Origin of the sequence: Ekhidna sp., assembly GCF_039960695.1 — a bacterium.
Lineage (GTDB): Bacteria > Bacteroidota > Bacteroidia > Cytophagales > Cyclobacteriaceae > Ekhidna.
Map to the genome: position 1 here is coordinate 714,774 of NZ_JBDVKP010000018.1, position 25,568 is coordinate 740,341.

20 protein-coding genes and 1 riboswitch are annotated in these 25,568 nt (G+C 40.0%); of the genes, 10 read left to right on the top strand and 10 right to left on the bottom strand.

Annotated features, from left to right (window positions below):
- Positions 1–13 precede the first annotated feature (13 nt).
- From ABJG98_RS13310 to ABJG98_RS13320, 3 genes are read left to right on the top strand one after another with little or no spacing between them, the layout of a single operon-like run.
- The gene (locus tag ABJG98_RS13310; protein WP_348280016.1) at positions 14–2,680 is read left to right on the top strand and encodes a carboxypeptidase-like regulatory domain-containing protein; all 2,667 of its coding nucleotides are present in this window, start codon (positions 14–16) and stop codon (positions 2,678–2,680) included.
- Entirely contained in the window at positions 2,680–3,714 is a 1,035-nt protein-coding gene (locus ABJG98_RS13315) for a DUF4249 domain-containing protein (protein WP_348280017.1), read from the top strand. Before ABJG98_RS13310 ends, ABJG98_RS13315 begins: the two co-directional genes overlap by 1 nt.
- Entirely contained in the window at positions 3,711–5,225 is a 1,515-nt protein-coding gene (locus tag ABJG98_RS13320) for a hypothetical protein (protein ID WP_348280018.1), read from the top strand. The genes ABJG98_RS13315 and ABJG98_RS13320 overlap by 4 nt, the downstream gene beginning before the upstream one ends.
- Here ABJG98_RS13320 and ABJG98_RS13325 read toward each other — a convergent pair.
- Both ABJG98_RS13325 and ribD read right to left on the bottom strand, forming a co-directional pair.
- Positions 5,200–5,682: a GAF domain-containing protein gene (locus tag ABJG98_RS13325; RefSeq protein ID WP_348280019.1), complete on the bottom strand. Its 483-nt coding sequence runs from the start codon at positions 5,680–5,682 to the stop codon at positions 5,200–5,202. The genes ABJG98_RS13320 and ABJG98_RS13325 overlap by 26 nt on opposite strands.
- The gene (gene ribD, locus ABJG98_RS13330) at positions 5,675–6,700 is read right to left on the bottom strand and encodes a bifunctional diaminohydroxyphosphoribosylaminopyrimidine deaminase/5-amino-6-(5-phosphoribosylamino)uracil reductase RibD (RefSeq protein ID WP_348280020.1); all 1,026 of its coding nucleotides are present in this window, start codon (positions 6,698–6,700) and stop codon (positions 5,675–5,677) included. Before ribD ends, ABJG98_RS13325 begins: the two co-directional genes overlap by 8 nt.
- 23 nt (positions 6,701–6,723) lie before the next feature.
- Here ribD and prmC point away from each other — a divergent pair, with 23 nt between their 5' ends.
- The gene (gene prmC, locus ABJG98_RS13335; protein ID WP_348280021.1) at positions 6,724–7,569 is read left to right on the top strand and encodes a peptide chain release factor N(5)-glutamine methyltransferase; all 846 of its coding nucleotides are present in this window, start codon (positions 6,724–6,726) and stop codon (positions 7,567–7,569) included.
- On the opposite strand, the gene ABJG98_RS13340 is transcribed toward prmC, so the two are convergent.
- Positions 7,547–9,754 carry a DUF5916 domain-containing protein gene (locus ABJG98_RS13340; RefSeq protein ID WP_348280022.1) on the bottom strand — a complete coding sequence of 736 codons (2,208 nt, stop codon included), beginning with the start codon at positions 9,752–9,754 and terminating at the stop codon, positions 7,547–7,549. The genes prmC and ABJG98_RS13340 overlap by 23 nt on opposite strands.
- A 223-nt stretch (positions 9,755–9,977) precedes the next feature.
- Here ABJG98_RS13340 and ABJG98_RS13345 point away from each other — a divergent pair, with 223 nt between their 5' ends.
- Positions 9,978–11,039: a histidine kinase gene (locus tag ABJG98_RS13345; RefSeq protein WP_348280023.1), complete on the top strand. Its 1,062-nt coding sequence runs from the start codon at positions 9,978–9,980 to the stop codon at positions 11,037–11,039.
- Between the two features lie 2 nt (positions 11,040–11,041).
- The gene (locus ABJG98_RS13350; protein ID WP_348280024.1) at positions 11,042–11,764 is read left to right on the top strand and encodes a LytTR family DNA-binding domain-containing protein; all 723 of its coding nucleotides are present in this window, start codon (positions 11,042–11,044) and stop codon (positions 11,762–11,764) included.
- Here ABJG98_RS13350 and ABJG98_RS13355 read toward each other — a convergent pair.
- Both ABJG98_RS13355 and ABJG98_RS13360 read right to left on the bottom strand, forming a co-directional pair.
- Positions 11,748–13,154 carry a TonB family protein gene (locus ABJG98_RS13355; RefSeq protein ID WP_348280025.1) on the bottom strand — a complete coding sequence of 469 codons (1,407 nt, stop codon included), beginning with the start codon at positions 13,152–13,154 and terminating at the stop codon, positions 11,748–11,750. The two genes, ABJG98_RS13350 and ABJG98_RS13355, sit on opposite strands and share 17 nt — an antisense overlap.
- Positions 13,141–13,740 (bottom strand): sigma-70 family RNA polymerase sigma factor, encoded by a 600-nt coding sequence (locus ABJG98_RS13360; protein ID WP_348280026.1) that lies wholly within the window; start codon positions 13,738–13,740, stop codon positions 13,141–13,143. The genes ABJG98_RS13355 and ABJG98_RS13360 overlap by 14 nt, the downstream gene beginning before the upstream one ends.
- Positions 13,741–13,877: 137 nt before the next feature.
- On the opposite strand from ABJG98_RS13360, the gene ABJG98_RS13365 reads away from it, so the two are divergent.
- Together ABJG98_RS13365 and ABJG98_RS13370 are read left to right on the top strand one after the other, a co-directional pair.
- Entirely contained in the window at positions 13,878–15,704 is a 1,827-nt protein-coding gene (locus ABJG98_RS13365) for a von Willebrand factor type A domain-containing protein (protein WP_348280027.1), read from the top strand.
- Positions 15,705–15,767: 63 nt separating this feature from the next.
- Complete coding sequence (locus ABJG98_RS13370) at positions 15,768–16,766, top strand: aldo/keto reductase (protein WP_348280028.1); 999 nt, start codon at positions 15,768–15,770, stop codon at positions 16,764–16,766.
- Positions 16,767–16,769: 3 nt separating this feature from the next.
- Here the strand turns inward: ABJG98_RS13370 and ABJG98_RS13375 are convergent, their stop codons facing one another.
- From ABJG98_RS13375 to ABJG98_RS13385, 3 genes are all read right to left on the bottom strand, one after another.
- Positions 16,770–17,048, bottom strand: coding sequence for a hypothetical protein (locus ABJG98_RS13375; RefSeq protein ID WP_348280029.1), 279 nt, complete (start codon positions 17,046–17,048; stop codon positions 16,770–16,772).
- 67 nt (positions 17,049–17,115) lie between these two features.
- Complete coding sequence (locus ABJG98_RS13380; RefSeq protein WP_348280030.1) at positions 17,116–19,341, bottom strand: TonB-dependent receptor; 2,226 nt, start codon at positions 19,339–19,341, stop codon at positions 17,116–17,118.
- A gap of 69 nt (positions 19,342–19,410) precedes the next feature.
- Positions 19,411–19,519: riboswitch (TPP riboswitch) on the bottom strand.
- 48 nt (positions 19,520–19,567) lie between these two features.
- Positions 19,568–21,523, bottom strand: coding sequence for an ABC-F family ATP-binding cassette domain-containing protein (locus ABJG98_RS13385; RefSeq protein ID WP_348280031.1), 1,956 nt, complete (start codon positions 21,521–21,523; stop codon positions 19,568–19,570).
- On the opposite strand from ABJG98_RS13385, the gene ABJG98_RS13390 reads away from it, so the two are divergent.
- Complete coding sequence (locus ABJG98_RS13390) at positions 21,510–22,430, top strand: hypothetical protein (protein ID WP_348280032.1); 921 nt, start codon at positions 21,510–21,512, stop codon at positions 22,428–22,430. The two genes, ABJG98_RS13385 and ABJG98_RS13390, sit on opposite strands and share 14 nt — an antisense overlap.
- Before the next feature lie 29 nt (positions 22,431–22,459).
- A complete protein-coding gene (locus ABJG98_RS13395) occupies positions 22,460–23,005 on the top strand; it encodes an NUDIX hydrolase (RefSeq protein WP_348280033.1) in 546 nt (181 codons plus the stop codon).
- Positions 23,006–23,007: 2 nt separating this feature from the next.
- On the opposite strand, the gene ABJG98_RS13400 is transcribed toward ABJG98_RS13395, so the two are convergent.
- Together ABJG98_RS13400 and ABJG98_RS13405 are read right to left on the bottom strand one after the other, a co-directional pair.
- Positions 23,008–24,894, bottom strand: a complete 1,887-nt coding sequence (locus tag ABJG98_RS13400; protein WP_348280034.1) for a tetratricopeptide repeat-containing sensor histidine kinase — start codon at positions 24,892–24,894, stop codon at positions 23,008–23,010.
- Between the two features lie 12 nt (positions 24,895–24,906).
- Positions 24,907–25,491, bottom strand: coding sequence for a hypothetical protein (locus ABJG98_RS13405; protein WP_348280035.1), 585 nt, complete (start codon positions 25,489–25,491; stop codon positions 24,907–24,909).
- Positions 25,492–25,568 lie beyond the last annotated feature (77 nt).

The window sequence follows — 25,568 nt, forward strand, 5'->3', positions numbered from 1 at the left end:
CACTATTTAGTCAATGGTATATATTCGCCAAGTGAGAGGATTTTTGTTCATACTATCATTGGTGCTGGGATATGCACTATCCGCCCAGCAAGGAAATGGATTTTCATTCATTTCCCTTTTGGATTCACTTGAAGAGAATACTGACTATGAAATCTTTTATAAGAACCAGTGGATAGAAAAAGTTACCTATGAAAGACATGTAGGAAGCATCACGGAACTTCTCAATCAAATTTCAAATGAAAATGGTCTATCTGTTATTTATCGAGGAAGATACATAATTCTGATCCCGAAAAATCCAATGTTATTTGTTGATGAAAAAAACCTGATTGATCAGTATGGGGATAATGTTATTGTAATTGATTCAGAACCTACAGATAACAAATATTGTGAAGTTACCTTTCGAACCGTAAACGGAACTGATCAATCACCACTCATAGGCGTTCAGGTTTACATTGAGGAACTTGGGGAGGGCGGGGTCTCTGATGAAAATGGTGAGGTTAAGTTGCTTCTACTCCCTGGTCTTTATACGGTGAAATCCTCATATTTAGGATTTAATGAATCTGAGGTTATGGTATTGGCAAAGTCAAATGGAGAAGCTAACATTGATCTATTTGAATCACTTACACAACTAGATGAAGTGACCGTTAGTGGAAGCCGCGTGGAGGAAAATGTAGAAGGCGCAAAAATGGGGACTAACACGATCTCAATGGAAATTGTAAAGAAACTACCTTCATTATATGGAGAAGTGGATGTCATAAAAAGTGTGATATTGCTTCCTGGGGTATCAACTGGCGGAGAAGGTACACAGGGATTTAATGTTAGAGGATCAGATAGTGATCAAAACTTGCTGTTGTTAGATGGTTCTACTATTTACAATTCGTCACATTTATTCGGGTTCTTTTCCAATATCAATTCGGAGGTCATAGGGTCAGCTACTTTGTACAAAAGTGGAATTCCTGCCTATTTTGGAGAGAGGGCTTCCTCAGTTTTTGATATTACAACAAAAGAACCATCATATACTAAGCGATCAATTGGTTTAGGCGTTGGGCTAATTTCCAGTAAAATTTCTGCAGAATTCCCATTGATAGAAAACAAGAGTAGTCTACTGGTAGCTGGAAGAATATCCTATACCTCATGGATTTTGAGAAAACAAAAGAATATTCAGGTAAGAGATAGTGAAGGACGGTTCAATGATTTTAATGTAAAGTGGTCCACTAGATTAGGCTCTTCGAATAAAGTTTCCATTTCTGGTTACAGAAGTTTTGACGAGTTTAAGTTTCGATCAGATACATCATATAGCTGGATATCAACTTCAATCAATCTGAATTGGGATCATTTTTTTAATCCAGAAGTGTCGACACGTCTTATAGCAGGCGTATCAGAATATTCCTTTTTGATAAATGGAGAAGCTCCTAACCTTAATTATCGATTAAAGAATGGAATTGAAGATAGATCCCTTGAAGGAAAGCTATTTTGGGAACCATCTACGGATATAAAACTTACTGCTGGCTATAAGTTCTCGGATCAATCTATTAGCCCTGGTACTTTTGAGCAACGAGATGAGGCTTTACTGGCAGTTGAAACACCTCAAGATGAGCGCTTGAGAATTCATGCTGTTTACGCTCATAACCAACACGAACTGTCCAATGATCGTGTTTCTTTAGAGTATGGATTAAGGCTAAATCTGTATCAATATCTTGGTGATCGCGAGGTTGGTATATATGATCAAAGTAGATCAAGAACGCCACAGTCCTTAGAGAGTACCAGATCATACTCCTCTGGAGAGGTCATTGCGCAGGCATTTAATCTGGAGCCCAGATTATCACTAGGATATAAGCTGAACAGTCAGAACAGTGTCAAATTGAGCTATAATAGAATGCATCAATACATCCATTCCTTATCCAATTCAAGCTCCATAACTCCAATTGAAATATGGAAAGCAAGTGATACATTTTATGAGCCGTTTAGAAATGATCAAGTCTCTGTTGGTCTGTTCAGAAACAGTAAAACAGGCATGTATGAGACTTCATTCGAGATTTACTATCGAAAAATCCATAACCTGATAGATTATAAAAACGCCACGACAGTTTTCTTGAATTCGTATCCTGAACAAGCAATACTGAGTGGTGATGGTCGAGCAAAAGGCGCAGAACTACTAGTGAAAAAAGTGAAAGGAAGACTGGTTGGTTGGTTGAGCTACTCGCTTTCTAAAACTGAAAAAAGAATCCAAGGTACTTTTGGCGATGAAACCATAAACGACGGCAAGTATTATCCATCAGAAAACGACAGACCTCATAAGTTTGTGCTTGCTACCAACTATCAGCTAGATAAGAGACTGCAGCTTGGAATGAACTTCACTTATAATTCAGGAATCCCATTTACTGGGCCAGATGTAAAATACATTTCCAATGGCGTCTTGGTAACTCATTTTGCAGAACGTAATCAATATCGAATTCCTGACTATCATAGGCTTGACATCTCATTGACACTGGAAGAGTCCAATAAGAAAGACAAAAAGCTTAAAGGAAGATGGATATTATCCTTTTACAACGTCTATGGCCGAAGAAATGCGTATTCTGTTTTCATCGGAGAACGAGCTACAAGTTCACCAACTGCATATAAATTATCTGTACTTGGCAGAATGTTCCCATCCATATCTTACAACTTAAGGATCAATTGATGAAACGGTATTTAAAATATATCATCTTCATTTTTCTGGGCTGTCAGGAGCCAGTAGAATTAGAATTTACGTCTGATGATGAATACTTGGTCATCGATGGATTCATTACAGATGAGAGCGGGCCACATGTGATTACGATTACTAAATCTCAGCCATTCACTAATGATGAAATTGTAATTTTTGAGAAAGTGCAAAATGCATCGGTTGCTATAATAGATGATCTGGGAAATGAAACTATACTTAGTGAACTATCACCTGGAAGCTATCGGACAAGTACAGCATTTGTTGGTCAAGTTGGACGTTCTTATACGCTTACAGTAGAATTGAACGGAGATACTTTTCAATCCACTCCTCAGCTAATTCCGGCAAAGTCAAGCTTAGATTCTGTCTACTTCAGACAAAGTGAACGAGTAACGATTAATGATGATGGTGAGGTATTGAGAAATCCTACCGTAGAATTTTTGTGTAATGTGGACTATGCTACTCAGAGTAGTTTTACCGCCATAACCTGGCACGCAACTTATGAGTATAAGACGGTTTTGACTCAAACACCATACGATTGTTATGTTAATGAACAGAATAATGGTTTCTCAGCAGTTCTTACTAATGAAGAAATTAATACTGGGTCAATAAATGAAGTAACAGTTGGTGAACTGTTGTTTGATTCCAAATTCAAATCTGGATATTCTCTAAAGGCTATCCTTTATAGTATGAACAAGCAGGCATATGATTTTCATTTTCAAATAAACCAACAGCGAAGCTCTACAGGCTCAGTTTTCGATCCTCAACCCTTTCAGATTTTTGGAAACATTCAAAATCTGAATAGCCCAGACCAGATAATATTAGGATTTTTTGGTGCATATGGGAAGGTGGACAAAAGAGTATTTGTATATCCGTCGAATATAGATGCACCAGAGCCTTTTGATATATGCAGTCGAGTAGGTGGGCCTGGATTTCCTCCAAGCTATTGTTTCGATTGTGCAAATTTTCCAGGTGCATATATTCAAAAACCAACCTATTGGCAAGATCAATGAAAGCAGTCATTCAAATCGTACTGTTGATTGCAGTGCAAGTAGCACAAGCTCAAAGCAAGTATCACATCGTTACAGATCAGTCTTTCTATTTCTCTGGAGAGCAAATGTTAATCACTGTTCTAAAAAGTGATGCTTCTAAAGTGGAAGTAATCTCGTTGTTTTTGGGAGATGAAAAATTGCCACTTATTGAAAGGAATATGCAAATGGTGGAGGGATTTGGAACAATAAAAATTCCAATTCCAAAGAATACTAAATCAGGCACTTATGAATTGAATATTCACAATCAATATGAAAACATTGGAGCAATACCAATTCGAATAAATGAACGAAGCAATGATGATCCATTAAAGGATATTCTTGCAAAGGATTCTCAAATGGAAGAACTGGTCAAGATAGATTTGGCTGATACTGTGAATACCAGCCAGCAAATATCTGCTATTATCTCATCAATCAATGATACCGATGATGCTGTATTGAATGCTTTCATTACTAATAGAAAACCGCGCCTTCAAAGCTTCACAAACAATTCGGCAACTACTCAGCCACCGCGTGAAGGAGTTTTGATAAAAGGATTCCTAAAAGACTGGGAAGGAAAGATTTTAGCTAACCACTCTTTCATGATGGTGGTGCCATCTGTAAATAAATTTTACTCTGGGCAAAGTAATGAACAAGGATTTTTTGAAATAGAAGCGGACGTATTCCGATCGGAATTCTATGGAGTATTTCTGTCATTCTCTCCGCAGACTCATGAAAAAATTCAGGTTGATTTAATCAATAAATCCTGGAACTCTGTGAATAATAGTTCACGATCAGAAATGACTTCTGCAAAGCGAGAGTTGGTAAACATGGTAATTAATGATGCTTTCAAACCGTTTGATTTTGACAACACTAATTCTACAGAAAAGAGCGATTACAGCAAATACTATGACCGAGAGGTGAGGCCTGCCGAGTACACAAGTGAGTCTATGTTTCAGGTATTTAATGATATTGTTCCAAAAGTACATGTTAGAGGAAATACATTTGGGATGTATGCGCTCGAAAGTACCACCAAATTAAGGGTGCCACCTATGCTATTAGTAAATGGAATTCCTACATATGATTACGATTATGTTCTGGGCTTAGAAGTGGATGAAGTAGAATCTATTGGAGTGATAGCCTCCTTCAAGACTCTGAGAAGGTATTTCCAAGCTGGAAATGGAGGGATAATTGAAGTTAATACGGTCAATAAGAATTTAACTCCTCCATTGACAGGAAATGTAGTAATGCTGAAAGGTATCGATCAACCTTTGGATGAAGAAATAAAAATCAGTAGCGAAGAAGTATCATTTTCCTCACTTCTTTTGTTCAAACCAAGATTGGAGCTAAAACAAGGAAAGCCAATCAATTTAGCATTCGAAACCTCGTTAGAATCGGGATTCTACTATTTTATTGTTGCTGGAATTGCTAAAGAGGGAAGACTTTGCTATCAAGCCATTCCTTTCTACATCAGCCAACAAAAAGCAAATCAATAATCTGTTTCAAGTAGATTTTATCTGTTTCATCAAAGTCATTTAGCTGATCGCTATCTACATCTAAGACACCGATAACTTCACCACCTTTTTGCAAAGGCAACACGATCTCAGATTTGGAAGCAGAGGCGCACGCTATATGGCCTGGAAATTCGTCTACATTGGGTACAATTAATACCTCATTTCTTTGCCAGCTGGAACCACAAACTCCCCTACCTTTTTTAATCCGTGTACAAGCTACCGGTCCCTGGAATGGCCCAAGCACAAGCTCATCTTCAGAATCCACCAGATAGAATCCAATCCAGAAAAAGCCCATACCTTCCTTAAGAGCCGCAGAAATATTAGCCAGATTTGCAATCAGGTTTTTTTCTCCAAACATCAGCCCTCGGATTTGCGGGATCAGGGATTGATACTTAGCCTCTTTGTCGGCTTCTCTCAGTATGGTTAAATCTTCAGCCATGGTAATTTTTGTAGGTGATTAATTGATCGTTAAAAACTGATTCTTCTTTTTCAATCGGCGCTTCAATTATAGGAGCAGAAATACCTTTTTCAAATGTGTTTTCAGATATAAATACACGTGCTTCATCCCAACAGTCTTCATTGATGAAAGAGTTCAAAACCTGCGATCCTCCTTCAATGATTACTGACTGAATTTTATTTTCATGTAGTTGTCTTAGGACACTCCAAGGATTGTTCATATCAGTTTTTACCCACTCGATATTTTTTTGTCTCTCCTCTTTCAAAGAGTTGAGAACGTAGGTGGTTGCATCCGCATTGAATAAATTGCTTGACTTTTTAACTTCCAAGTTACTATCAAGTAATATTCTAATGGGATTTCTACCCACCCATTCTCGGGCTGTAAGCCATGGATCGTCATAGATTGCAGTATTTTTTCCTACAAGGATAGCGTCTTCTTCAGTTCGCCACTTGTGGACAAGCTGTCTGGAGTGTTTATTGCTAATCCATTTGGAGTCGTAATTTTCTCGTGCTACGAATCCATCAGCAGTTTGAGCCCATTTCAGAACGACATATGGTCTTTGCTTTTGAACCGAAGTGAAGAATCTTTTATTAAGTGCTTCAGCCTCATCTTTTAAGATCCCCAGTTTTATCTCAATCCCAGCTGTTTTTAACTTTTCTATACCTTTCCCATTCACTTGGCTAAACGGGTCTCTACAGGCAACCACTACACGTTTTAGCTTCTTTTCTGCCAGCAAGTCTGCGCAAGGAGGTGTTTTGCCCTGATGAGCACAAGGTTCAAGGGTCACGTAAGCAGTGCTTTCCGGAAGTAATGAATGATCTTTTACAGATTGGATAGCGTTGACTTCTGCGTGAGCTTCACCATATTTTTGATGATAACCTTCGCCAATAATCACACCATCGTGAACGATTACACAGCCAACCATCGGGTTGGGAGAAACATGGCCTATGCCTAGTTCAGCAAGCTCGAGCGCGCGTTTCATGTATCGAAGATCATCCATTGAATGTGTAGTTTCGCTTTGAGATGCAAAATGTCAAGCAAATCTGGAAAGAAACAGCGAAACAGCTGGAAAAAGTTTATAATCGGCGCGAAGCCGAGCATATCGCATACCTACTACTTGAGGATGTATTTAAAATAAAACGTCCAGATATACTTGCTGATGAAAGAAGAGAGGTATCATCTGGAGTACTTGATGATTTAGTGAAAAGATTGCTCGCAAAAGAGCCTGTTCAATACGTTACTGGCATTGCAGATTTCTATGGAAGAAAATTTGAGATCGCTCCCGGAGCTTTAATTCCCAGACCTGAAACCGAAGAGCTTTGTGAGCTTGTTATCAGAGAAAATAAGGTTTTAAATCCTAAAATATTGGATGTCGGTGTCGGTTCTGGTTGTATAGCAGTTACGTTGGCTTTAGAACTGAATGGGGATGTATTTGGTACGGATATCTCTAATGATGCGATCGCAATTGCAAACAAGAACGCAGCAAAGCTTCAATCAGAAATAAATCTAGTGAAGAGTGATATTTTGAATGAAGTGCTTGCCGAAAACAATCTGGATATTCTTGTAAGCAACCCTCCGTATATTCCAATCAGTGATCAGTTAGAGATGCATGAAAACGTGCTTAAATATGAACCAGAACTAGCGCTATTTGTACCCGATAATGATCCAATTATTTTTTACAAGCGAATCGCGGATCTTGCGATGAAGAGTCTGAAAAGAGGAGGTAAGCTTTACTTTGAAATCCATGAGCGATTTGGAATGGAAGTCCAGGCATATCTGGCAAAGGTTGGATACACAGAGATCCAATTACATAAGGATATGCAGGGGAAAGATCGGATGATTGTTGCTATAAATTCAACCAATAAGTAGCCTTAAATACGATTTGACGATTTTTTAAGCCCAGCCCATCCATCTCATAGTTGTCAGTATACACTAAAAACAGATCTGACATTGGGCGATACCTCCACTGAAATCTGGTGAAGAAATTATAATTTTCGCTTTGCGAGTTGAATTGAACTGCGGAAGTAAGAAACATTGAATTAGAGAAGCTGATTTGGGCATTGGTTCTGAGCAGATGAAAATCTGATTCACCATAGGCACCCGGCAGCTGCACTTTATTATAATCGTAAGAGATTCCAAAGTTCCCCCAGGGTTGAGCTCGAAAGTTTAGGCCGGTAGATGTATTGATTCGAGTGCCATTGAAGAAGTTTCCGAATCCAAAAATGAGATTAGCACTCAGTATTTTTCTGCGATCTGTATTGTATCGAATATCTGCACGTGTAAACTGATAGTTAGCTACAGGCAATGGCTCGAAATCGTCTCCAAGCAGCGCTGTAGGTACTGGTAAGTTTATTTCTCTGTAAACAATGTTTGGTCTTAACCACGAAGTGTTTTTGAAATTCACATTGTAGCCTAATCCGTTTACTCTCTCATTGACACCTGTTCCATCTTGATTCAACCAAATGTTAAACCAGGAGACTGGCCCATGAGAATTCACCTTTCCGTTTTCAGGAAAAAATTGATAGTTCACCCAAGGGTTTATTCGCGTGTACCCTTTTCTAGAGGTTTCCTCAGTTTCGGCATTGTAATTTTCCAACCGAGGGTTAAATCCGAGCTCAGTGATGTAGTTTTCTCCCACTACGTCCAAAGACCATCCCATTCGAAGGTTTCTACTATTGTAATTTCCACCGAATCCGTAAAAGTGGTTATCATCCAGATTCTCCTGAGTGATTGCTGTATGGAACCTGACAGTGTTACCAAACTTGCCATTGTTAGACAGATAGGCAAATTCTATCCCCCCATTTCTCGCAAACTGACCTTCTTGTAAATTTCCACCTGCTTCTCGGTTTATGAAAATGGCTTTGATTACTGATCGATCCAACACCTGCTGATGAACGGCAGCTACAGAATAGTTCTGAGCTGCAATTGAATCAAAATCATCGGTTTGGACATTTAGCAAGCCAATTCGTGTTTTCCTGGATACATTTCCAGTCAGTCGTGCACCATAAAGAATCGGAACTTGCTCACCATCTATAAGGCCTATTCGTCGGCTGAAGAAAGGCGAAATTTGCCAACTACCAAAGTTGGAAAAGATATCTCCGTTTTCAAGGAAGAAATTCCTACGCTCTGGGAAGAATATGCTAAATCTGGAAAGGTTGGTGACTTGCTGATCAACATCAACATTGGAGAAGTCCGGGTTTACTGTCAGATCAAGATTGAGAGATCCAGTGATAGCCACTTTTGCATCCAACCCTACATCTGAACTCTTCTGATAGCTGCGTTGCTCTTCCTCTTCAAAATCTCGTTGAGTACCTCCAGACAAATAGGGGATAAGCACCACTTTCCCGCTCGCTTTTTTTGGACTTTCGTCCCAATCTAAAGTACCCATGAAATTCAGATCGATACCACCATAATTGAGCGGAAACTGAGTCCATGTTGAATATACATTTCGTTCCATATCTCCGCGAATGAAGTTGACACCCCATTCAGATTGGTTAGGTGTATATCTTAAGGTTTTAAAGGGAATGGCCATTTCTACCGTCCAGTGATCGGCGTAGCTTCTGACTGTTGAGTACCATTTGTTGTCCCAGTTTTGATCATATCGAGTTCTGGGGCCATTTACATTTAACTGTGCTTCTATCTGTGAGCCACCAGCATTTACCCCGAACATGAATCCATTTTGCTTGTTGTTCATTGGATCTATTACAAAGGTGAAATTATCGCTGTTCCAATGTCCGTCATCATCATCTCTACGAAGTGATTGCACTACACGATTGCCATTGTCGTAGCATATGGCTAAAACATATAGAAACTCCTCGTCGTACGTGACTTTGACTTGGGTAAGAGCGTCTGCGTTACCAGAATCTAAAGGCCAATGGTTGATGAAATTTGGAATATGGTTGACGCTAGCCCACGCAGGATCATTCTCATCACCATCAACATTGATTGTTTGTGTAGTCTTATTGATAGAATATCGAAAGTTTTGGCGAGTCTCTTGTGCGTGAAGATGGATGCTGAAGAGAATGAACAAAATGGACGATATAAGCTTAGTCATGGATGTTAAGTTTTGAGTCCGTATACCCGCTAATAAATCCTTAGTTGCCCTATTGGACCTTTTTTAGCTATACGACATCATCCATGCTCCAAAGTTCACCTTAGTGGTCACTAGCGCATTTTGGGTTTGTTTGGAGGTTGTTTGGCAGGATTAGCTTGTTGTTTGTCGATGTGGATTCGATTTTGAAACGGAATATATAAGTTTGGGCGTTTAGGTATGAATTATGAGTAGGATCAAGCTGGAAAATATTTTATTTAAACCGCCAAGGATCATTTGGCACCTGGTTTTCTGGATTGTGTTTATCAGTTTTTTTGCTTTGGTGTATGGAAGTTTTGAAGAAGATTATGGAAGGCAATATCTCATCCTCCTGACAGATGCTGTTTTACAGATCCCTGCTGTGTATTTCACATTGTATTATTTGATGCCAAAGTTCCTTTTCAAGGAGAGATATATTGAATTTGCCATTTATCTGATTTTACTCATTCTCCTTTTTAGTGTGCTGCTATGGTTCAATTATGTGCTTGTTCAAGATCCAATATTTTGGCCGGATAATGGCTATGAACCGCATTTTTTGAACTTCGGAAAGATGCTGAAGAATACAACTAAAATCTATCCTGTCTTGGTTTTAGCCATTGTAATAAAATGGTTCAAGTATTGGTATCGAGAGCAGAAGTCGAACCAACTTTTGGTTGAAGAAAAGCTGAAAGCAGAACTTAATTTTCTTAAAGCGCAAGTACATCCACACTTCCTTTTTAATACGCTTAACAACTTATATGCTCTCACCTTGAAGAAATCTAAAGATGCTCCAGAGGTGGTTTTAAAGCTTTCTGATCTGCTCAATTACATGCTTTATGAATGTACTGCTGATACGGTATTGATAGAAAAAGAGGTAAAACTTCTTAAGGACTATATCTCTTTGGAGAAAATAAGATACGGAGATCGGCTGAATATCTCCTTCAATATTTTGGGCAATGCTGGCGGGATGCGTGTGGCACCTTTGATGTTACTTCCGTTCGTTGAAAATAGCTTCAAGCATGGTGTGAGTGAGGAAATGGATGAAGCCTGGGTGAGCATTGATCTTGAGCTGAAAGAGGAGAAGCTAACCTTGAAGGTTGAAAACAGTAAAAGTAAGCACGAAGAAAGGGATGATCAGTTCAATTATAAGCAAGGCATTGGGTTGAAGAATGTCCGGCGAAGACTAGAGCTTTTGTACCTTGAAAAACACACCCTTGAGATGCATGACTCACTCGATTCATTTCTTATCATACTGACATTAGAATTATAATTATGTCTATTAAGTGCCTGATAGTAGATGATGAGCCCTTGGCTATTGAGATTCTTCAATCGTATGTAGAGCGCGTAGATTCACTCGAACTGGTAGGCACGTGCGGTAATGCGGTGCAAGCGTTTGATGTTTTAAAGAAGGAAAAAGTTGATCTCCTCTTTTTGGATATACAGATGCCTAAGCTTACAGGTATTGAATTTTTGAAGGCCTTGAACCCAACTCCTTCGGTCATTTTTACCACTGCGTATCGTGAATACGCGGTAGAAAGCTACGAACTTAATGTGGTGGATTATCTGCTCAAACCCATAGCATTTGATCGTTTTTTAATGGCCATTAATAAAGTCGTGGAAAATGGGAATTCTCATGTAGAAATACTTCAAAGTGCTTCGGAGGGAGCAAATGAAAGTGATCCATTTCTTTTCTTAAAAGTCGATCGAAAGATGGTGAAGGTTTACCTGAAAGACATCACTTACATAGAGAGCTTGAAAGATTATGTGCGTGTAAAAACTGAATATGGGAAAGAATTGGTTTCGCTCCAGAAAATCAGCTACCTGGAAAAGAAGCTACCAGCAGATTGCTTTCTTAGAGTTCACAAATCCTACATCATTTCTGTAAAGCAAATTTCTGCTTATTCAAATACAGCTATTGAGGTGGGAGGTACAGAAATTCCCATAGGAAGGAGCTACAAATCTGAGGTCATGAAGGTGCTTAACGATCAAGTTTAAACTTTATTCGCACTGTTATTTTATCCTCAATTCTGATTCCATCTTTTTCAGCAGCACTCCATTTTGGACCTTCATTCACAAGTCGGATTGCTTCCTGATCACAGCCATATCCAAGGCTTTTCTTTATTGAAACATGTGAAATTTCACCGCTTAAATTAATGGTGAGTTCCAAGAGGACAGTCCCTTCAATTTCATTGGTTTTGGCTGCCATCGGGTAGATCAGATTTTCGTTCAGATATTTTTTGTACGCTCGATTTCCCCCAACCGGCTGTGCGGATGAATAACCGGTTTCCTGATTGCTAGCTTCAGTGCCATTGCCGACCACAACAACTTCCTGTAGCTCTGTAGCTCCACCGAGGGTAACGTCTATATACGACCTGCTTCCGACTTCTATTTCTTGTGATTCAAATCCTACAAAAGAGGCGATCAACGTTTGATTATCTGTTTTTGGCAGCTCAAAATGCCCATCCATGTCAGTGATAACGCCTGTAGTAGTACCTTTTATCACAACATTAACTCCTGGTAATGGTTCTCCTGTATCATCAATAACCACACCTGAAACCATGTCATTTGCGGAAGCACTTCTTAGAGCCGCTACAGGTTCAGACTTGGATCTTTTGTTAGACTTTTCTGCTTTAGCCCTTGTATTGCTACTCAGCTCACTCTTTTTAGCAACAAGAGGCTGTGCAGTAATGACTACCTCATCCAGATCAGCGGAATCCGTGAATGAATCTGCTTTGAATTGGCTCACTTGAACCCCTGCAGCTCGGCCTTGAAGCGCAGGTACGGCGTCTTTTTCATCAGCGACAACCAATTCGTCGGAGATCTCTGCTTCTTGAATTTCGGCGACATCCTCAGCATTTATCTGCTCCACAACCAATTCTAGGGGCTCTTCTTCCTCAATGGCCAATTCTGCTACTTCCTCATCTTGATCTGCTACTTTCAGTCCGTCCTGGTTGAATGTCTTAGGTTGAGTATCCTCTTTCATCAATTCTTCGACAATCATTTCTTTACTTACTGGAAGCTTAACCGTATCTGGTTCTGGACTACTTTGTACAATTTCTTCCATAGGCTCTTCTTCTGTAGCTAGCAGCTCACCTTCGATAGTGTTGGTGAAAAAGTAGACTGTGAAAGAGCCGAGGATTAGCAAAGTAATAGCAGCAGCAACTCTCATAAGAGGAAAAAGTGCTTTCTGGCGAGAAGAAATTTGATTTTTTAGTTTGGCAAGATCGGCAAGGGCTTCTTCGCCATTTGTTTCAAAACCTTCCAAGGCTTCTTGTACAAATGGGTCGTTCAGAACCTCACGCTCAAAAGCATGTGATTCCTCAGGACTCATTTGTCCTTTCAGATATTTTTCAAATTGTTCGCTATGGTTTTTATCTTCTGACATTCTTGCTTTCGAGGCACATTTTTAAATTACGCTTACCATTTTGGATGTAGCTCTTGACTTTATTTAAATCTATTCCTGTTTCTTCTTGAATCTGATTGTAGCTTTTCTTGTTCAGGAAAAAGAGTTTGACGCAGTGCTTTTGCTCAGTTTTTAATTCTTCAATGCAAGCTTCCAATGCTTCAAGATCTTTTTCTAATTCTATCTTTTCATCATTAAGATGCACAGCTTCAATAGATTCCATAAAAATATCCGCATGAACTTCCGGATTCTTTTTACGCAATTCCATCAGGCAATGATTTTTACTTACCATATATAGCCAACTTTTGAAATGCTGTACTTCTGTGGTTAGCAATTTTAAGCTGGTATGTTCATAAATAGCCATTACAGCATCTTGACTGTCATCACGGTTCTTTAAGTACTTCAAACAAAGCCCATACACCAAGTGCATGTGGGTATTAAACAGATTTCCAAATAACTCCTGATCACCTGTTGCTCGGTATTGAGAAAGGATTTCCTCATCAGTTGGCGATATGGATTTGAGTTTTGACAAAGGAGTAAATATCTCTCCTTTCAGTCGAGATGACAAGTAGTAGGAAGTCTCTGGTCATTTCGAACGCAGTGAGAAATCCATTCCAATTTTTTTAAGTTCCGAGAAAAAACAAAAAATTTTTTATGGAATCTATTTCATGTCTGCATCTCAATATCAAATCAAATGAAAACGACATGAAAAATTTTATAATCATCTTATCAATGTTGGTGGCATTCAATGTAAATGCCAGGTATGTAAATGGTACTGTCTACGATGATGCTGGTCAGGTTCTACCTGGTGTAAATGTGATCGTCAAGGGAACAACTAGTGGAGTCACTTCGGATATGAATGGATTTTATTCGATCGAAGTGCCAGACGAAAGGTCAGTATTGGTCTTTTCTTATATCGGATTTGAAACTCAAGAAATCAAAATCGGAAAAAGGAAAATCATTGATGTAACTCTTTCAAGCAGCGTCAATGACCTTGAAGAGATAGTTGTGATAGGCTATCCAGCAAAAGCGGAAAAACGCTCACTTAATTATTCGGTAGCCGATCAACTCCGAGGGCGAGCAGCTGGTGTGAGTATTATGCCATATGAGCAAAAAAATCACAACACAGAAGAGTATGCGACGATCCAGGAAAATGGTTTTAGAAAAGTACTGGATCATGCGCTATCGACCTTTTCGATAGATGTCGATGCCGCTTCATACAGTAATGTTCGAAGATTTATCAACAATGGGCAGTTGCCAGAGAAAGACGCAGTACGAATTGAAGAAATGATCAATTACTTCAACTATGAGTATAAGAACCCATCTGGAAAAGATCCATTTTCGATCAACACAGAAGTAGCCAAGGCACCTTGGAATGGTCAGCATTTGATTGCTCAGATTGGGCTTCAGGGAAAGAAGATAGAATTGGAAAATCTACCCGCATCTAACATTGTGTTTTTGCTTGATGTTTCGGGTTCGATGAGCGCGCCAAACAAACTTCCACTGTTGAAATCAGCATTCAAGCTATTGATAAACGAGCTAAGATCGCAAGACAAAGTGTCAATTGTGGTGTATGCTGGAGCTGCCGGAGTTGTACTTGAACCAACCGATGGGAATGATAAGAAGAAGATTATGGACGCACTTGATCAGTTGCAAGCCGGAGGATCTACTGCAGGAGGTGCAGGCATAAATCTAGCTTATAAATTAGCAAAGGAGCAATATGTAAAAGGGGGTAACAATCGTGTGGTTTTGGCTACTGATGGTGACTTTAATGTAGGCGCTTCAAGCAATGCTTCGATGGAGCGATTGATCGAAGAAAAGCGAAAAGAAGGCGTTTTTTTAACCGTTCTTGGATTCGGAATGGGAAATTATAAAGACTCCAAGATGGAAATCCTAGCTGACAAAGGCAATGGAAACTACGCGTACATAGACAACATGAAGGAGGCAAAGAAAGTGTTGGTCAATGAATTCGGCGGAACCATGTTCACGATTGCGAAGGACGTAAAAATTCAGGTTGAATTTAATCCAGCGGTAGTACAAGCATATCGATTGATTGGGTATGAAAACAGAATGCTAAATGATGAAGACTTCAATGATGATAAGAAGGATGCAGGTGAGCTGGGGAGCGGACATACGGTAACGGCATTGTATGAGATTATTCCGGTAGGAGTGGAGAGTGAGTTTGTTAAAGACATTGATCCACTTAAATATCAGACCAATAGCTCTCAGGTGATCTCAGATTCTGATGAGTTGTTGACAGTTAAGTTTCGCTACAAAGAGCCTGATGGAAATAAGAGCAAACTGATTACTCAGGTAGTTCAAAATCAAATCAGAAAGTCAAGTAATAATCTGGATTGGTCAATGGCAGTAGCTGGATTTGGAATGTTGCTTAGAGATTCCGAATACAAAGGAGATTTGAGATATGCTGATGTGTTGAGGATGGCCAGATCTTCAAAAGGAGAAGATGCTTTTGGGTACCGTAGTGAATTTATTGAGTTAGTGGATTTAGCGAAGAGCATGAGTCCGCAATAAGTAGTGTTTTGAGTTAGTCTGAAGGCAGGGAATCATTCCCTGCCTTTTTTGTTTTTTTGTACTATGGACAAAGTACAACTCGGAAAATCGGATCTAAAAATCTCTCCCATCGTGTTTGGAGCCTGGGCCATTGGCGGCTGGGCCTGGGGCGGCAATGACGACCAGCAGGCGATGGAAGCAATCAAAACCAGTTTTGATGCTGGTGTGACTAGCATTGATACGGCGCCTATATATGGGTATGGGCATAGCGAGTCATTGGTAGGAAAAGCGATTAAGGAGCTTGGAAGAGATAATGTAGAAATACTCACGAAGTTTGGGATCAACTGGAAAACCACGAAAGGTGAGTTTTACTTCAATGCGGAAGGAAACGGTGAGTCGTATGAAGTGTATGCATATGCTGGGAGAGATGGAATTATTCAAGAGGTTGAAGACAGCTTGCAGCGATTGGGAACAGACTATATTGATCTTTATCAGATTCACAGACCGGATGCTACCACGCAGATTGAAGAAACCATGGAGGTTCTCAAAGAGTTGCAGCAACAAGGAAAAATCAGAGCTATAGGGATGTCTAATCATACTGTCAAGATGATGAAAAGAGCCGAAAAGGTCATTGATCTGGCATCTACTCAGTCACCTTACAGCATGGTGTATCGCAAGATTGAGAAGGACATAGTTCCATTTTGTGTTGAGGACAATGTAGGTATTTTGGCCTATAGCCCTTTGCAGAGGGGTTTGCTTACAGGGAAAATCACAGCAGATTATGAATTCAAAGGAGATGATCATCGTCCCGGGACTAAATGGTTCAAAGAACCGAATCGATCCAGGACCAACGACTTTCTACAGAAAATCAAACCAATCTCCGAGGATCATAACGTATCTCTGGCTCAGTTAGTGATCAACTGGACCGTCCAACGTCCCGGTATTACAGCAGCTTTAGTGGGCGCTAGAAATGCAGATCAGGCAAGTGAAAATGCGAAGAGCATGGACTTTGTGTTATCTAAAGAAGAAATTGAAAGAATTAACACTGAATTGGAGAAAGTGGTAATTGATCATGATGTTTAATACTTAGTAATAGAGCCCCACAAAAACCAGAAAACCAACTACTAGAGCAGCTTCGATGGTGTTTTGAATCCGTAGCGGTTGTGCTTGAATCGTTTTTTTACAAATAAAGCCTACAATCCAACTGACAATAAGTCCTATTATGCCAAAGGCAGCCAAGCCCAAGCTAAATAAAAGCCCCCAGCCCTTACCGTCATTCAATTCACTATAATACCAGAGGGACCATATTATAGTCAAAATAATATGAAGGATGGAAACTATCTTGAGAACAGTAAGCTTTTTCATGCTCCCAAAGTAAGATTTCAATCGGTGCGATACCTATGATATTAAGCATCGCACCGTATGATTTTTTTTAGAATCTCAGATTTAATGCCACAAGGAAGTTCCTTCCAGCCTGTGGATAAAAATAGTTTTCTCTGACAACAAATTCACCACCAGCATAACCGAAGGTGTACCCATTTGAAGAGAACTCTTCATTCAAGATGTTGTTAACTAATAAGCTCACATTTATCTTTTTCAAAGATTCTAAACTGAACTCATAGCTAAGTCTCAAATCATTTACAAAATAAGCATCAATACTGCGTGCATCATTGCTGGTGTTGTCCAGGAATTGTTTGCCAACATACTTGCTTAAGAGAGCTGCTTCGAATCCTTCAAATGGCGAATATGTCAATCGACTTCCGCTGATTACACTAGGCGAGAATGAGATGTCAGTGTTTTTGAATTGTGTTTCCTCTACAATGAATTCATCGAAGTTGGTGCCGTAATTGTAAAGTACCTCAGTAAAGTTTTTGATCTTGTTTTTACTCAAGGTCACATTGGCTTCCCATTTTATCTGATCTGTAAATTGATAGGCTCCTACTAACTCGATACCGGTACGGTAACTATCGGGAGTGTTTTGACGGATATTGGATCCTACATCATTCAGTTCACCTGTAAGCACGAGTTGGTTTTCATAATCCATCAGGTAGTAATTGGCTTGAAAGCTAAAAGCCTGACCAAATCTGCGATATCCAACTTCAAGATTTCTAAGTGTCTCATGCTTCGGTGTTATTCCATTGGGCGCATCCACAAAGTCGTTTCTAACTGGCTCACGATTGCCAATAGCAAAAGAGGCATACACATTGGATTGCTCATTTAACATGTATGTAGCTCCAAACTTTGGATTGAAGAATGTGTAATCATCACCTGTGTCTAGCGTGCGCAGGTCATTATCAATGCCTTCTGTTTGATACTTAACAGTACGCACTTGCACATCTGCAAAAAGGTTGAGGTTATCAGCCAATAGATAATTGGCTTTCAGGTAAGCATTGAAGTCGGTTTTCTCTCCTACATTATCATAATATCGCTCTCTGATATCACTATTGATGGCAAATTGAGACCAGATGATTTCACCAAAGTGATCTCCATCATATTTATTCCAGGCACCTCCTAGCATCAGTTCAAGATTGTTTTTCAGGTAATTAAATGCGAAGGTGGTGCCATAAAAATCGTTATCCAGCCATCTTCTTCTGATCAGATCAGTTGAGGTCAATGTACTATCACCGATGGTGACATCATTTAGTCCGTAATCCGAAAAATCATCACCTTCTCTGAATTGTTCAAAGTACCCCCGTCCATATGTATAATGTCCGGCAAGATTTACTGTAAATGCTGGTGTTACACTATGTGATAAGTGAAGTTGATAGTGATCTTGCTGGTAGTTATCTACTTCATTTTCATACAGGTAATAGTTGAACGTTCTTCCTGCGGAGCGTATGTTTTGCGCTTGTTCTGGTGTATAGCCATTATTGGAAATAACAGCTTCAATTCCAGCAGCATCGTTTTCCAACACAGCTTGCGGAGTTCCCCACCAACTTTGGTAAGTCACCTCTTTACCTCCAAAAACCAGCGCTTTTAAAATCGTCTTTTTTCCGTAGTAGCCTCCAGAAAGAAAGTAAGATCGAAGGTCGGATTCGGCTCGATCGATGTATCCATCAGAAGTAATTTTAGATAGGCGCGACTCAAATGACCATTTGTTGTTTAATAGACCGGTGTTGTAAATCAGTGAATGTTTTCGTGTGTTGAATGATCCAAAGCTATTATTCACTTCTGCAAACGGATCTTGAGAAGGCACATTGGTTTGAAGATTCACTGAAGCACCAAACGCGGCAGCTCCGTTGGTAGATGTGCCCACTCCTCGCTGAATCTGAATGTTGTCCACTGAGGAAGCCAGGTCTGGCATATTCACCCAGAACACTCCATGCGATTCAGAGTCGTTTACAGGTATTCCATTCATGGTGACGTTGATGCGAGTCGCATCACTCCCTCGGATTCTCAATCCTGTGTAACCTACTCCTGCTCCTGCGTCTGAGGTGGTGACCAAAGATGGTGATAGGTTTAATAGCATAGGAAGATCTTGTCCAAGATTCACACGCCTTATTTGCTCCCTTGAAATCTCCGAAAAGGTAGTGGGCGTGTTTTCATTAGCACGTGTGGCATAGACAATCACATCGTCCAGCTCCTTAGTTTTCAGACTATCTTGCGCAAAAGCAAGGCCTGACATCAGCACAAGTGCTGATAGAAATAAAGTTCTCATTGTTTAAAACATTAACATTTAACCATTGAAGAGCGGGGACCCTTCATTATTGGTTATCATACTTGATCATGATTTTCATCTCGATCCGTCCCTACGCCGGCATTATCCGGATCAGGTTTATGGGTATGATCTCAGCCGTTTCTACTGCATTTGCAGCTCGGCACCCCTTATAATGATCCAAAGGTAGTTACGGTAATCATGTAAATCCTAAACAACAAACAAAAAATCAAACCTCACTCAACTCCAACCAGCGCATTTCTTTTTTCTCCAGATCAGCTTCCACTGCTTTGATCTGGTCACTGATGGCTTGCAGTTTTTCGTATTCGGTTTCAGAATTAAGTGATTCCTGAAGTTCTGTTTTCTTGGCTTCCAATTTGGGAATGTCCTTATCTAACTGGTCCAACTCGCGCTGTTCGTTGTAGCTAAGCTTCCTTGATTGTGACTTTGCTGCGTCTGCTACTGCTTTTGGTTTTTCTTTATCCTGTGGAGGAAGCTCAGCCACCGGTACTCCCTCTTTGGCTCTATAATCGGTATAGTTGCCCGGGAAGTCACGGATTTTTCCGTTTCCTTCAAACACAAATAAGTGATCGACCAGTCGATCCATAAAGTATCGATCGTGAGATACAATCATCAGGCAGCCTGCAAAGTTCTGAAGGTAATCTTCCAGCACATTGAGTGTGGTGATGTCCAGGTCATTCGTGGGCTCATCCAGAATAAGGAAGTTTGGATTGGCCATAAGTACTCTGAGAAGTTGTAATCTTCGTTTTTCTCCACCGCTCAGTTTTCCAACAAAGTTGTGTTGCATCTTCGGTGGAAACATAAACTGATTGAGTAGCTGAGACGCGGATACCTGGCTGCCATTTTCAAGCTCAATATACTCAGCTACTTCTTTCACAATATCCAATACCTTCTTGGTGGGATCAAAGATGGTTTCGTCCTGTGTATAGTAGCCAAACTTAGTAGTTTGACCGATTTCGATATCGCCAGAATCTGGCTTTATCTTCTGGCAAAGTATATTCAAGAACGTAGACTTACCAACCCCATTTGGTCCGATGATTCCAATCTTTTCTCTTCGCTTAAAGACATAGCTGAAATCCTTGACCAGATTCAAATCTTCATACCTTTTGTTTACATGGTCTAACTCCAGAATCTTCTTTCCCTGACGTTCGCCTTTCAGGTTCACTTCCATCTTTTGGCTATGAATTGCACTATGAGCCTTTGCCTTCACGTCATGAAAGGCTTCCACCCGATACTTTGCTTTGGTGCCACGAGCCTTAGGTTGTCTTCGCATCCATTCCAGCTCTGTTTTGAATAGGTTTTTGGCTTTATCTATGGAGGAAGCTTCCATCTCCATTCGCTCTGCTTTTTTTTCTAAAAACTGGCTATAGTTGCCTTTATATCTAAAGATATTGCCGTGTTCTATTTCCAGGATTTCGTTTGTAACTCTGTCTAAAAAATAGCGATCGTGAGTCACCATCAATAACGTGAGATTGGCAGTAGCCAGATAGCCTTCCAACCATTCAATAAGCGCCAAATCCAGATGGTTTGTGGGCTCATCCAGAATGAGAAAATCTGGATTCACCACGAGTGCTTGTGCAATCGCCACTCGCTTCTTCTGTCCTCCAGAAAGGTCCCCCATCTTTTTCTCCAGATCATGAATGCCAAGTTGACCAAGAATAGCTTTAATCTGATGCTCATATTCCCAGGCATTCAAGGTGTCCATTCGCTCAAGTATTGGAGTCAAGTCTGGTGCATTTTCGGGATCGTGCTCGATTTTAAACATCGCCTGCTCATAATCTCTTATGACATTGAGTTCTTCTTTGTCCTCTGCAAAAACCGCTTCAATGATTTTTTCATCGGGATTGAATTCAGGATGCTGGGGAAGCATTGAGACTGTTAGGCCTTTCCGAAAGGAAACAACTCCTCTATCAGGTGCTTCGATCCCTGCAATTACTTTCATTAGGGTAGACTTTCCTGTTCCATTTACACCTACCAGTGCTGCTTTCTGTCCTTGATCCAGTCCAAAAGTGATATTCTCAAAAAGTTTCTTTTCATCATAGCTCTTGCTAAGACCCTCAACCGATAGATAATTCATGCCGCAAAAGTACGTGTTCGATAATTGGAACAAATCATCTGTTTTTAGTTTTATATCTATAAACCGATCCAATATGAAGAATTTCATGTATTCCTTTCTACTGATTTCGCTCATTGCATGTGCACCCTCCAATTCGCAAGAGGTATCTGACGAAACCCCCCAAGATTTCAATAGCTATTGGTATGCTGGAGAAGCTGAAATAACCAGCTATGAGCTGGAGCAAGCACGTTATGGAGAGATTCATGCCGGAGAGTCTGTTTTGGTGTTTGTCACCGAGCCATTTTCTGAGAGCAAGCAGGTAAAGCTTGACGATTGGAGAGATGAGAGTTCGGATAACGTTAGCGTGATGAAACTGAATATGACAAAGAAATTTTTAACAGGTATCTATCCGTATTCCATGATGATGAGCACTTTCACACCGGTTTCAGCTGACAAACACCCTGATCCATTCAAGATTACGACCTCTTCTCAGGAGTGGTGTGGACATACTTGGATGCAATTGAACCTGGGTGAAGATGGATATCGTTTTCGTGGATTTTCTTACTTCGAGTCCGAAGGTGACATTGATATTTCAGTTCCTAACGTAATTATGGAAGACGAGCTATGGACAAGATTACGACTCAATCCAGAAAGCTTGCCTGTCGGGGAAGTTGAAATTTTTCCGTCCACGTTTTATCTAAGATTGCGTCACAGACCTGCGGAGGCTAAGAAGGCTTCCACAAAACTGTCATCAGTTGAAGCTTCGGATTATTCTGATAAGGCCCATGAAATATATGAGATTGAATACGCTGACCGATCACTTTCTATCTATTTTGAATCAGCATTTCCATATGCAATTTTGGGTTGGGAAGAGACCTACATGAGTGGCTTTGGTAATCCTGAAATGCTCACCACTAAAGCAAAAAAAATCAACACGATCAAGTCAGCTTACTGGGGAAAGAATAGCAACAAAGATCGAGAGATTCGAAAAAAACTTGGTTTAAGCTCCGACTAGTGTTGCTAGCTCCATTTTATCTTTGCAGAATGCAAGATAAAAATCCGTGGATCACCCATAGCTCCAAAGAAATATATTCCAATTCCTGGATCGAGCTTACAGAACATGATGTTACAAATCCGGGAGGTGGAAAGAGCATTTATGGCAAAGTGCATTATAAGAATTGGGCCATTGGCATCATTCCACTCGACGAAAATCAGAACACTTGGCTAGTCGGACAATATAGGTATACATTGGATGAATACTCATGGGAAATTCCCATGGGAGGAGGCCCTCTTGGAGTATCTAGACTGGAATCGGCGAAACGTGAACTGAAAGAGGAAACTGGATTAAAGGCTGACAAGTGGACAGAAATCTGCAAGATTCACACCTCAAATTCTGTAACGGATGAGACCGGTTTTGCCTATCTGGCTGAAGGGTTGACAGAAGGAGAGACGGCTTTTGAAGAAACTGAAGATTTGGAAATAAAAAAGCTTCCATTTAAGGAAGCTCTGATGATGTGTGATCGTGAAGAAATCACTGACAGTTTGAGTGTAGCAGCGATTTACAGACTTGCAAGAATCTTGAAGTTATGAATCTATGCCGAGGCTAATGGTAATGAAATAGTAAAGGTAGTTCCTTTGCCTTGCTCACTTTTGGCTTCTATTTTGCCTTTATTGAGGGACACAAATTCATAGACAAGTTGCAGTCCAAGACCTAGTCCGGTTTCTCCTAAAGTTCCTTTAGTAGAGATGGTCTCATCTAGCGTGAAGAGCCCATCAAGCTTCTCCCTAGGAATTCCCACACCATTGTCAGTAATTGTGATCGTGCAGTTTCTATTGTCAGGATCAGCTTTTGCAGTAATCTTTACCTGGCCTCCGGTGTTGGTAAACTTGATCGCATTATTAATTAAGTTTCTCAAAATAGTAGAGGTCGTATTTTTATCAACCATGAGATGATAAGCTTCATCTGCTTCAAATTCGAGTTGAATGCTCTTAGACATGGCTGTATCTCTAAACATTTCAATGACATCTTTAGCCATTTCTCCGAGATCCAATCGTTCAGGTACATATGGAAAGTGGCCTCTTTGCTGAAGTGCCCAATTCAAAAGTGTATCCAATAATTTGGTGAGTCGGTCCACTGACTCACTCATTTTGTTCACCATGCCTTTCACCTGATCTCCTTTACCTTCCTTGAGATAAAGCTGAGATACCGTGACCAATCCATTTAGGGTGTTCACAGGGCCTCTAAGGTCATGCGAAATGATGGAGAAGAATTTATCCTTGGTGTGGTTTAAGACAACCAGATCATCTTTTTGTTTTTCGAGTTGAATGCTGAGTCTGTTCTTCGCTTTGAAGTAGGAATACACGATCACTACAAGACAGATAAACGCTAATAGAAGTACGCCCCCAGTAATCATAATGATTCGATTATTGCGTTTTTGCTCAAGCAAGAGGTCTACCTCTGCTTGTTTTCTCCCAACCTCATATTCTGTTCTCAGGTCGCCTAGTCTTTGTGTAGTTTCCAGATTCTGAATACTGTCTTTGTACGCATAGTATTGTGTTTGATATTCTATGGCCTCAGTAAGATTCCCTTTTTTTAAATGCAATTGAAACAATAGGTTGGACGCATCTCGAACTTGTTCCTTCAGTCCAATTTCTTTTGCTAATTCAAGACCAATCATGGTATGTCTTATTGCTTCTTCATCATTATTTTCTTCCTTGTAGATATTACCTAGCTGATTATAGTAATCTGCCATACCATATTTGTCTCCCATTGGTTTCAACATTTCAATGGCTCGGAAGAGATCTTCTTTCCCTTTTTCAATTGCCCCAAGCTTCCAAAAAACTAACGCACGATTTCCGATGATGTATGCTATCCCCAAATCCATGCCTATGGCCTTTAATATTGGCTCTGACTCATTGTAGTAGGCCATAGCAGAATCGTAGTTTCCTTTCAGATAGTAATCATAACCATAGTTTAGTAAACTCAATGCAAGTGTCTGCCTCCTACCTGATCCTCTGAGCAATTCAATAGTCTTAGATCCATAGTATAGAGCATTTTCAGAATCACCATTTTGCGTGTAGCAAGTCGATATTTCACCATAAACTTCTGCAAGAAAAAGTTTGAATTGCTGCTTGCCTGCTGCCTCATCTGCACTTTTGAAGAGGTACTCTAGAGCTCTTTCTAAATTCCCCATGAATCGATGTGCAATGCCTATCTGCATGTATGCTTTTATGCGATATTCGAGGCTATTAGCCTCTTCCGCTAATTCCAATAAGTATTCTGCATACTCGAGTTTCTCATCAGGAGCAATGGTATGAGTAGGTAAACGATAGTACGCTTCCATCTCCTGACTTGGAGACAATATCCCTTTGGCTATTTCATTCTTGATACTATCCGCCTTGATCTTATTTTGAGCAAAAGCTAGAATACCAATTAGTAAGCTAAGCGTCAGGGAAACGAAGTGTTTTTGACTGATCATTTTCTTAATTAATCAACCTTCAGGTGTTTCTTCGGCAGGTTCCGGATCTACTACTGTTTGACCTCCAATCGTAATTTTAGGATCCAGGCGTATTACAACTCCTTCGTTGTCTTTGGACTCGTACACAATGTCGTACTTTAATTCGGAATGTGTTGAATCATATTCTGTAGGTATCTGAAGAACCCACATCGAATCAGCTTTGTATTCTTCAGGCAGTTGGTCAAGATATGCTTCTGCATCTTCGTCAAAGTCTACCTCTTCAAGATCGTCCAGACCACCGCCTCTATACCAGAATACATATTCACCGGGCTCTACATATGCGGTAACTGTAGTTTCTGTGACTACTTGATATCCTTCTATATCATCTGTATTTGTATTGTAATAAATTTGGCCGTCTTTGTATTTTAAGATAGTAATAGCTCTTTCATACTTATCTGATCTTCCTCCAAGGTCATTAAAATACTCGTCCGCTATCAAGGTTGCGGCTGACATATCTTCATCAAAGGGCTCAGGATTTTCTAGTATTTTGTCTTCTTGACAGGAGGTGAGTAGCAGTATGATAATTAATGCTAACTGCTTAATACTTAAGGTCTTCATGAATGGTGGTTTAGTAATTAAAGATACAAATTATTAAAATCTTTATCAAATGATAATGTAATCACCTAACCATTAGA

Coding starts and splice junctions, on each gene's coding strand:
- ABJG98_RS13400 (WP_348280034.1), bottom strand. CDS start 24,894: ATGATCAGTCAAAAACACTTCGTTTCCCTGACGCTTAGCTTACTAATT.
- ABJG98_RS13340 (WP_348280022.1), bottom strand. CDS start 9,754: ATGACTAAGCTTATATCGTCCATTTTGTTCATTCTCTTCAGCATCCAT.
- ABJG98_RS13375 (WP_348280029.1), bottom strand. CDS start 17,048: ATGAAAAAGCTTACTGTTCTCAAGATAGTTTCCATCCTTCATATTATT.
- ABJG98_RS13350 (WP_348280024.1), top strand. CDS start 11,042: ATGTCTATTAAGTGCCTGATAGTAGATGATGAGCCCTTGGCTATTGAG.
- ABJG98_RS13365 (WP_348280027.1), top strand. CDS start 13,878: ATGAAAAATTTTATAATCATCTTATCAATGTTGGTGGCATTCAATGTA.
- ABJG98_RS13395 (WP_348280033.1), top strand. CDS start 22,460: ATGCAAGATAAAAATCCGTGGATCACCCATAGCTCCAAAGAAATATAT.
- ABJG98_RS13390 (WP_348280032.1), top strand. CDS start 21,510: ATGAAGAATTTCATGTATTCCTTTCTACTGATTTCGCTCATTGCATGT.
- ABJG98_RS13320 (WP_348280018.1), top strand. CDS start 3,711: ATGAAAGCAGTCATTCAAATCGTACTGTTGATTGCAGTGCAAGTAGCA.
- ABJG98_RS13355 (WP_348280025.1), bottom strand. CDS start 13,154: ATGTCAGAAGATAAAAACCATAGCGAACAATTTGAAAAATATCTGAAA.
- ABJG98_RS13310 (WP_348280016.1), top strand. CDS start 14: ATGGTATATATTCGCCAAGTGAGAGGATTTTTGTTCATACTATCATTG.
- ABJG98_RS13405 (WP_348280035.1), bottom strand. CDS start 25,491: ATGAAGACCTTAAGTATTAAGCAGTTAGCATTAATTATCATACTGCTA.
- ABJG98_RS13385 (WP_348280031.1), bottom strand. CDS start 21,523: ATGAAATTCTTCATATTGGATCGGTTTATAGATATAAAACTAAAAACA.
- ABJG98_RS13370 (WP_348280028.1), top strand. CDS start 15,768: ATGGACAAAGTACAACTCGGAAAATCGGATCTAAAAATCTCTCCCATC.
- ABJG98_RS13325 (WP_348280019.1), bottom strand. CDS start 5,682: ATGGCTGAAGATTTAACCATACTGAGAGAAGCCGACAAAGAGGCTAAG.
- ABJG98_RS13380 (WP_348280030.1), bottom strand. CDS start 19,341: ATGAGAACTTTATTTCTATCAGCACTTGTGCTGATGTCAGGCCTTGCT.
- ABJG98_RS13315 (WP_348280017.1), top strand. CDS start 2,680: ATGAAACGGTATTTAAAATATATCATCTTCATTTTTCTGGGCTGTCAG.
- ABJG98_RS13345 (WP_348280023.1), top strand. CDS start 9,978: ATGAGTAGGATCAAGCTGGAAAATATTTTATTTAAACCGCCAAGGATC.
- prmC (WP_348280021.1), top strand. CDS start 6,724: ATGCAAAATGTCAAGCAAATCTGGAAAGAAACAGCGAAACAGCTGGAA.
- ribD (WP_348280020.1), bottom strand. CDS start 6,700: ATGGATGATCTTCGATACATGAAACGCGCGCTCGAGCTTGCTGAACTA.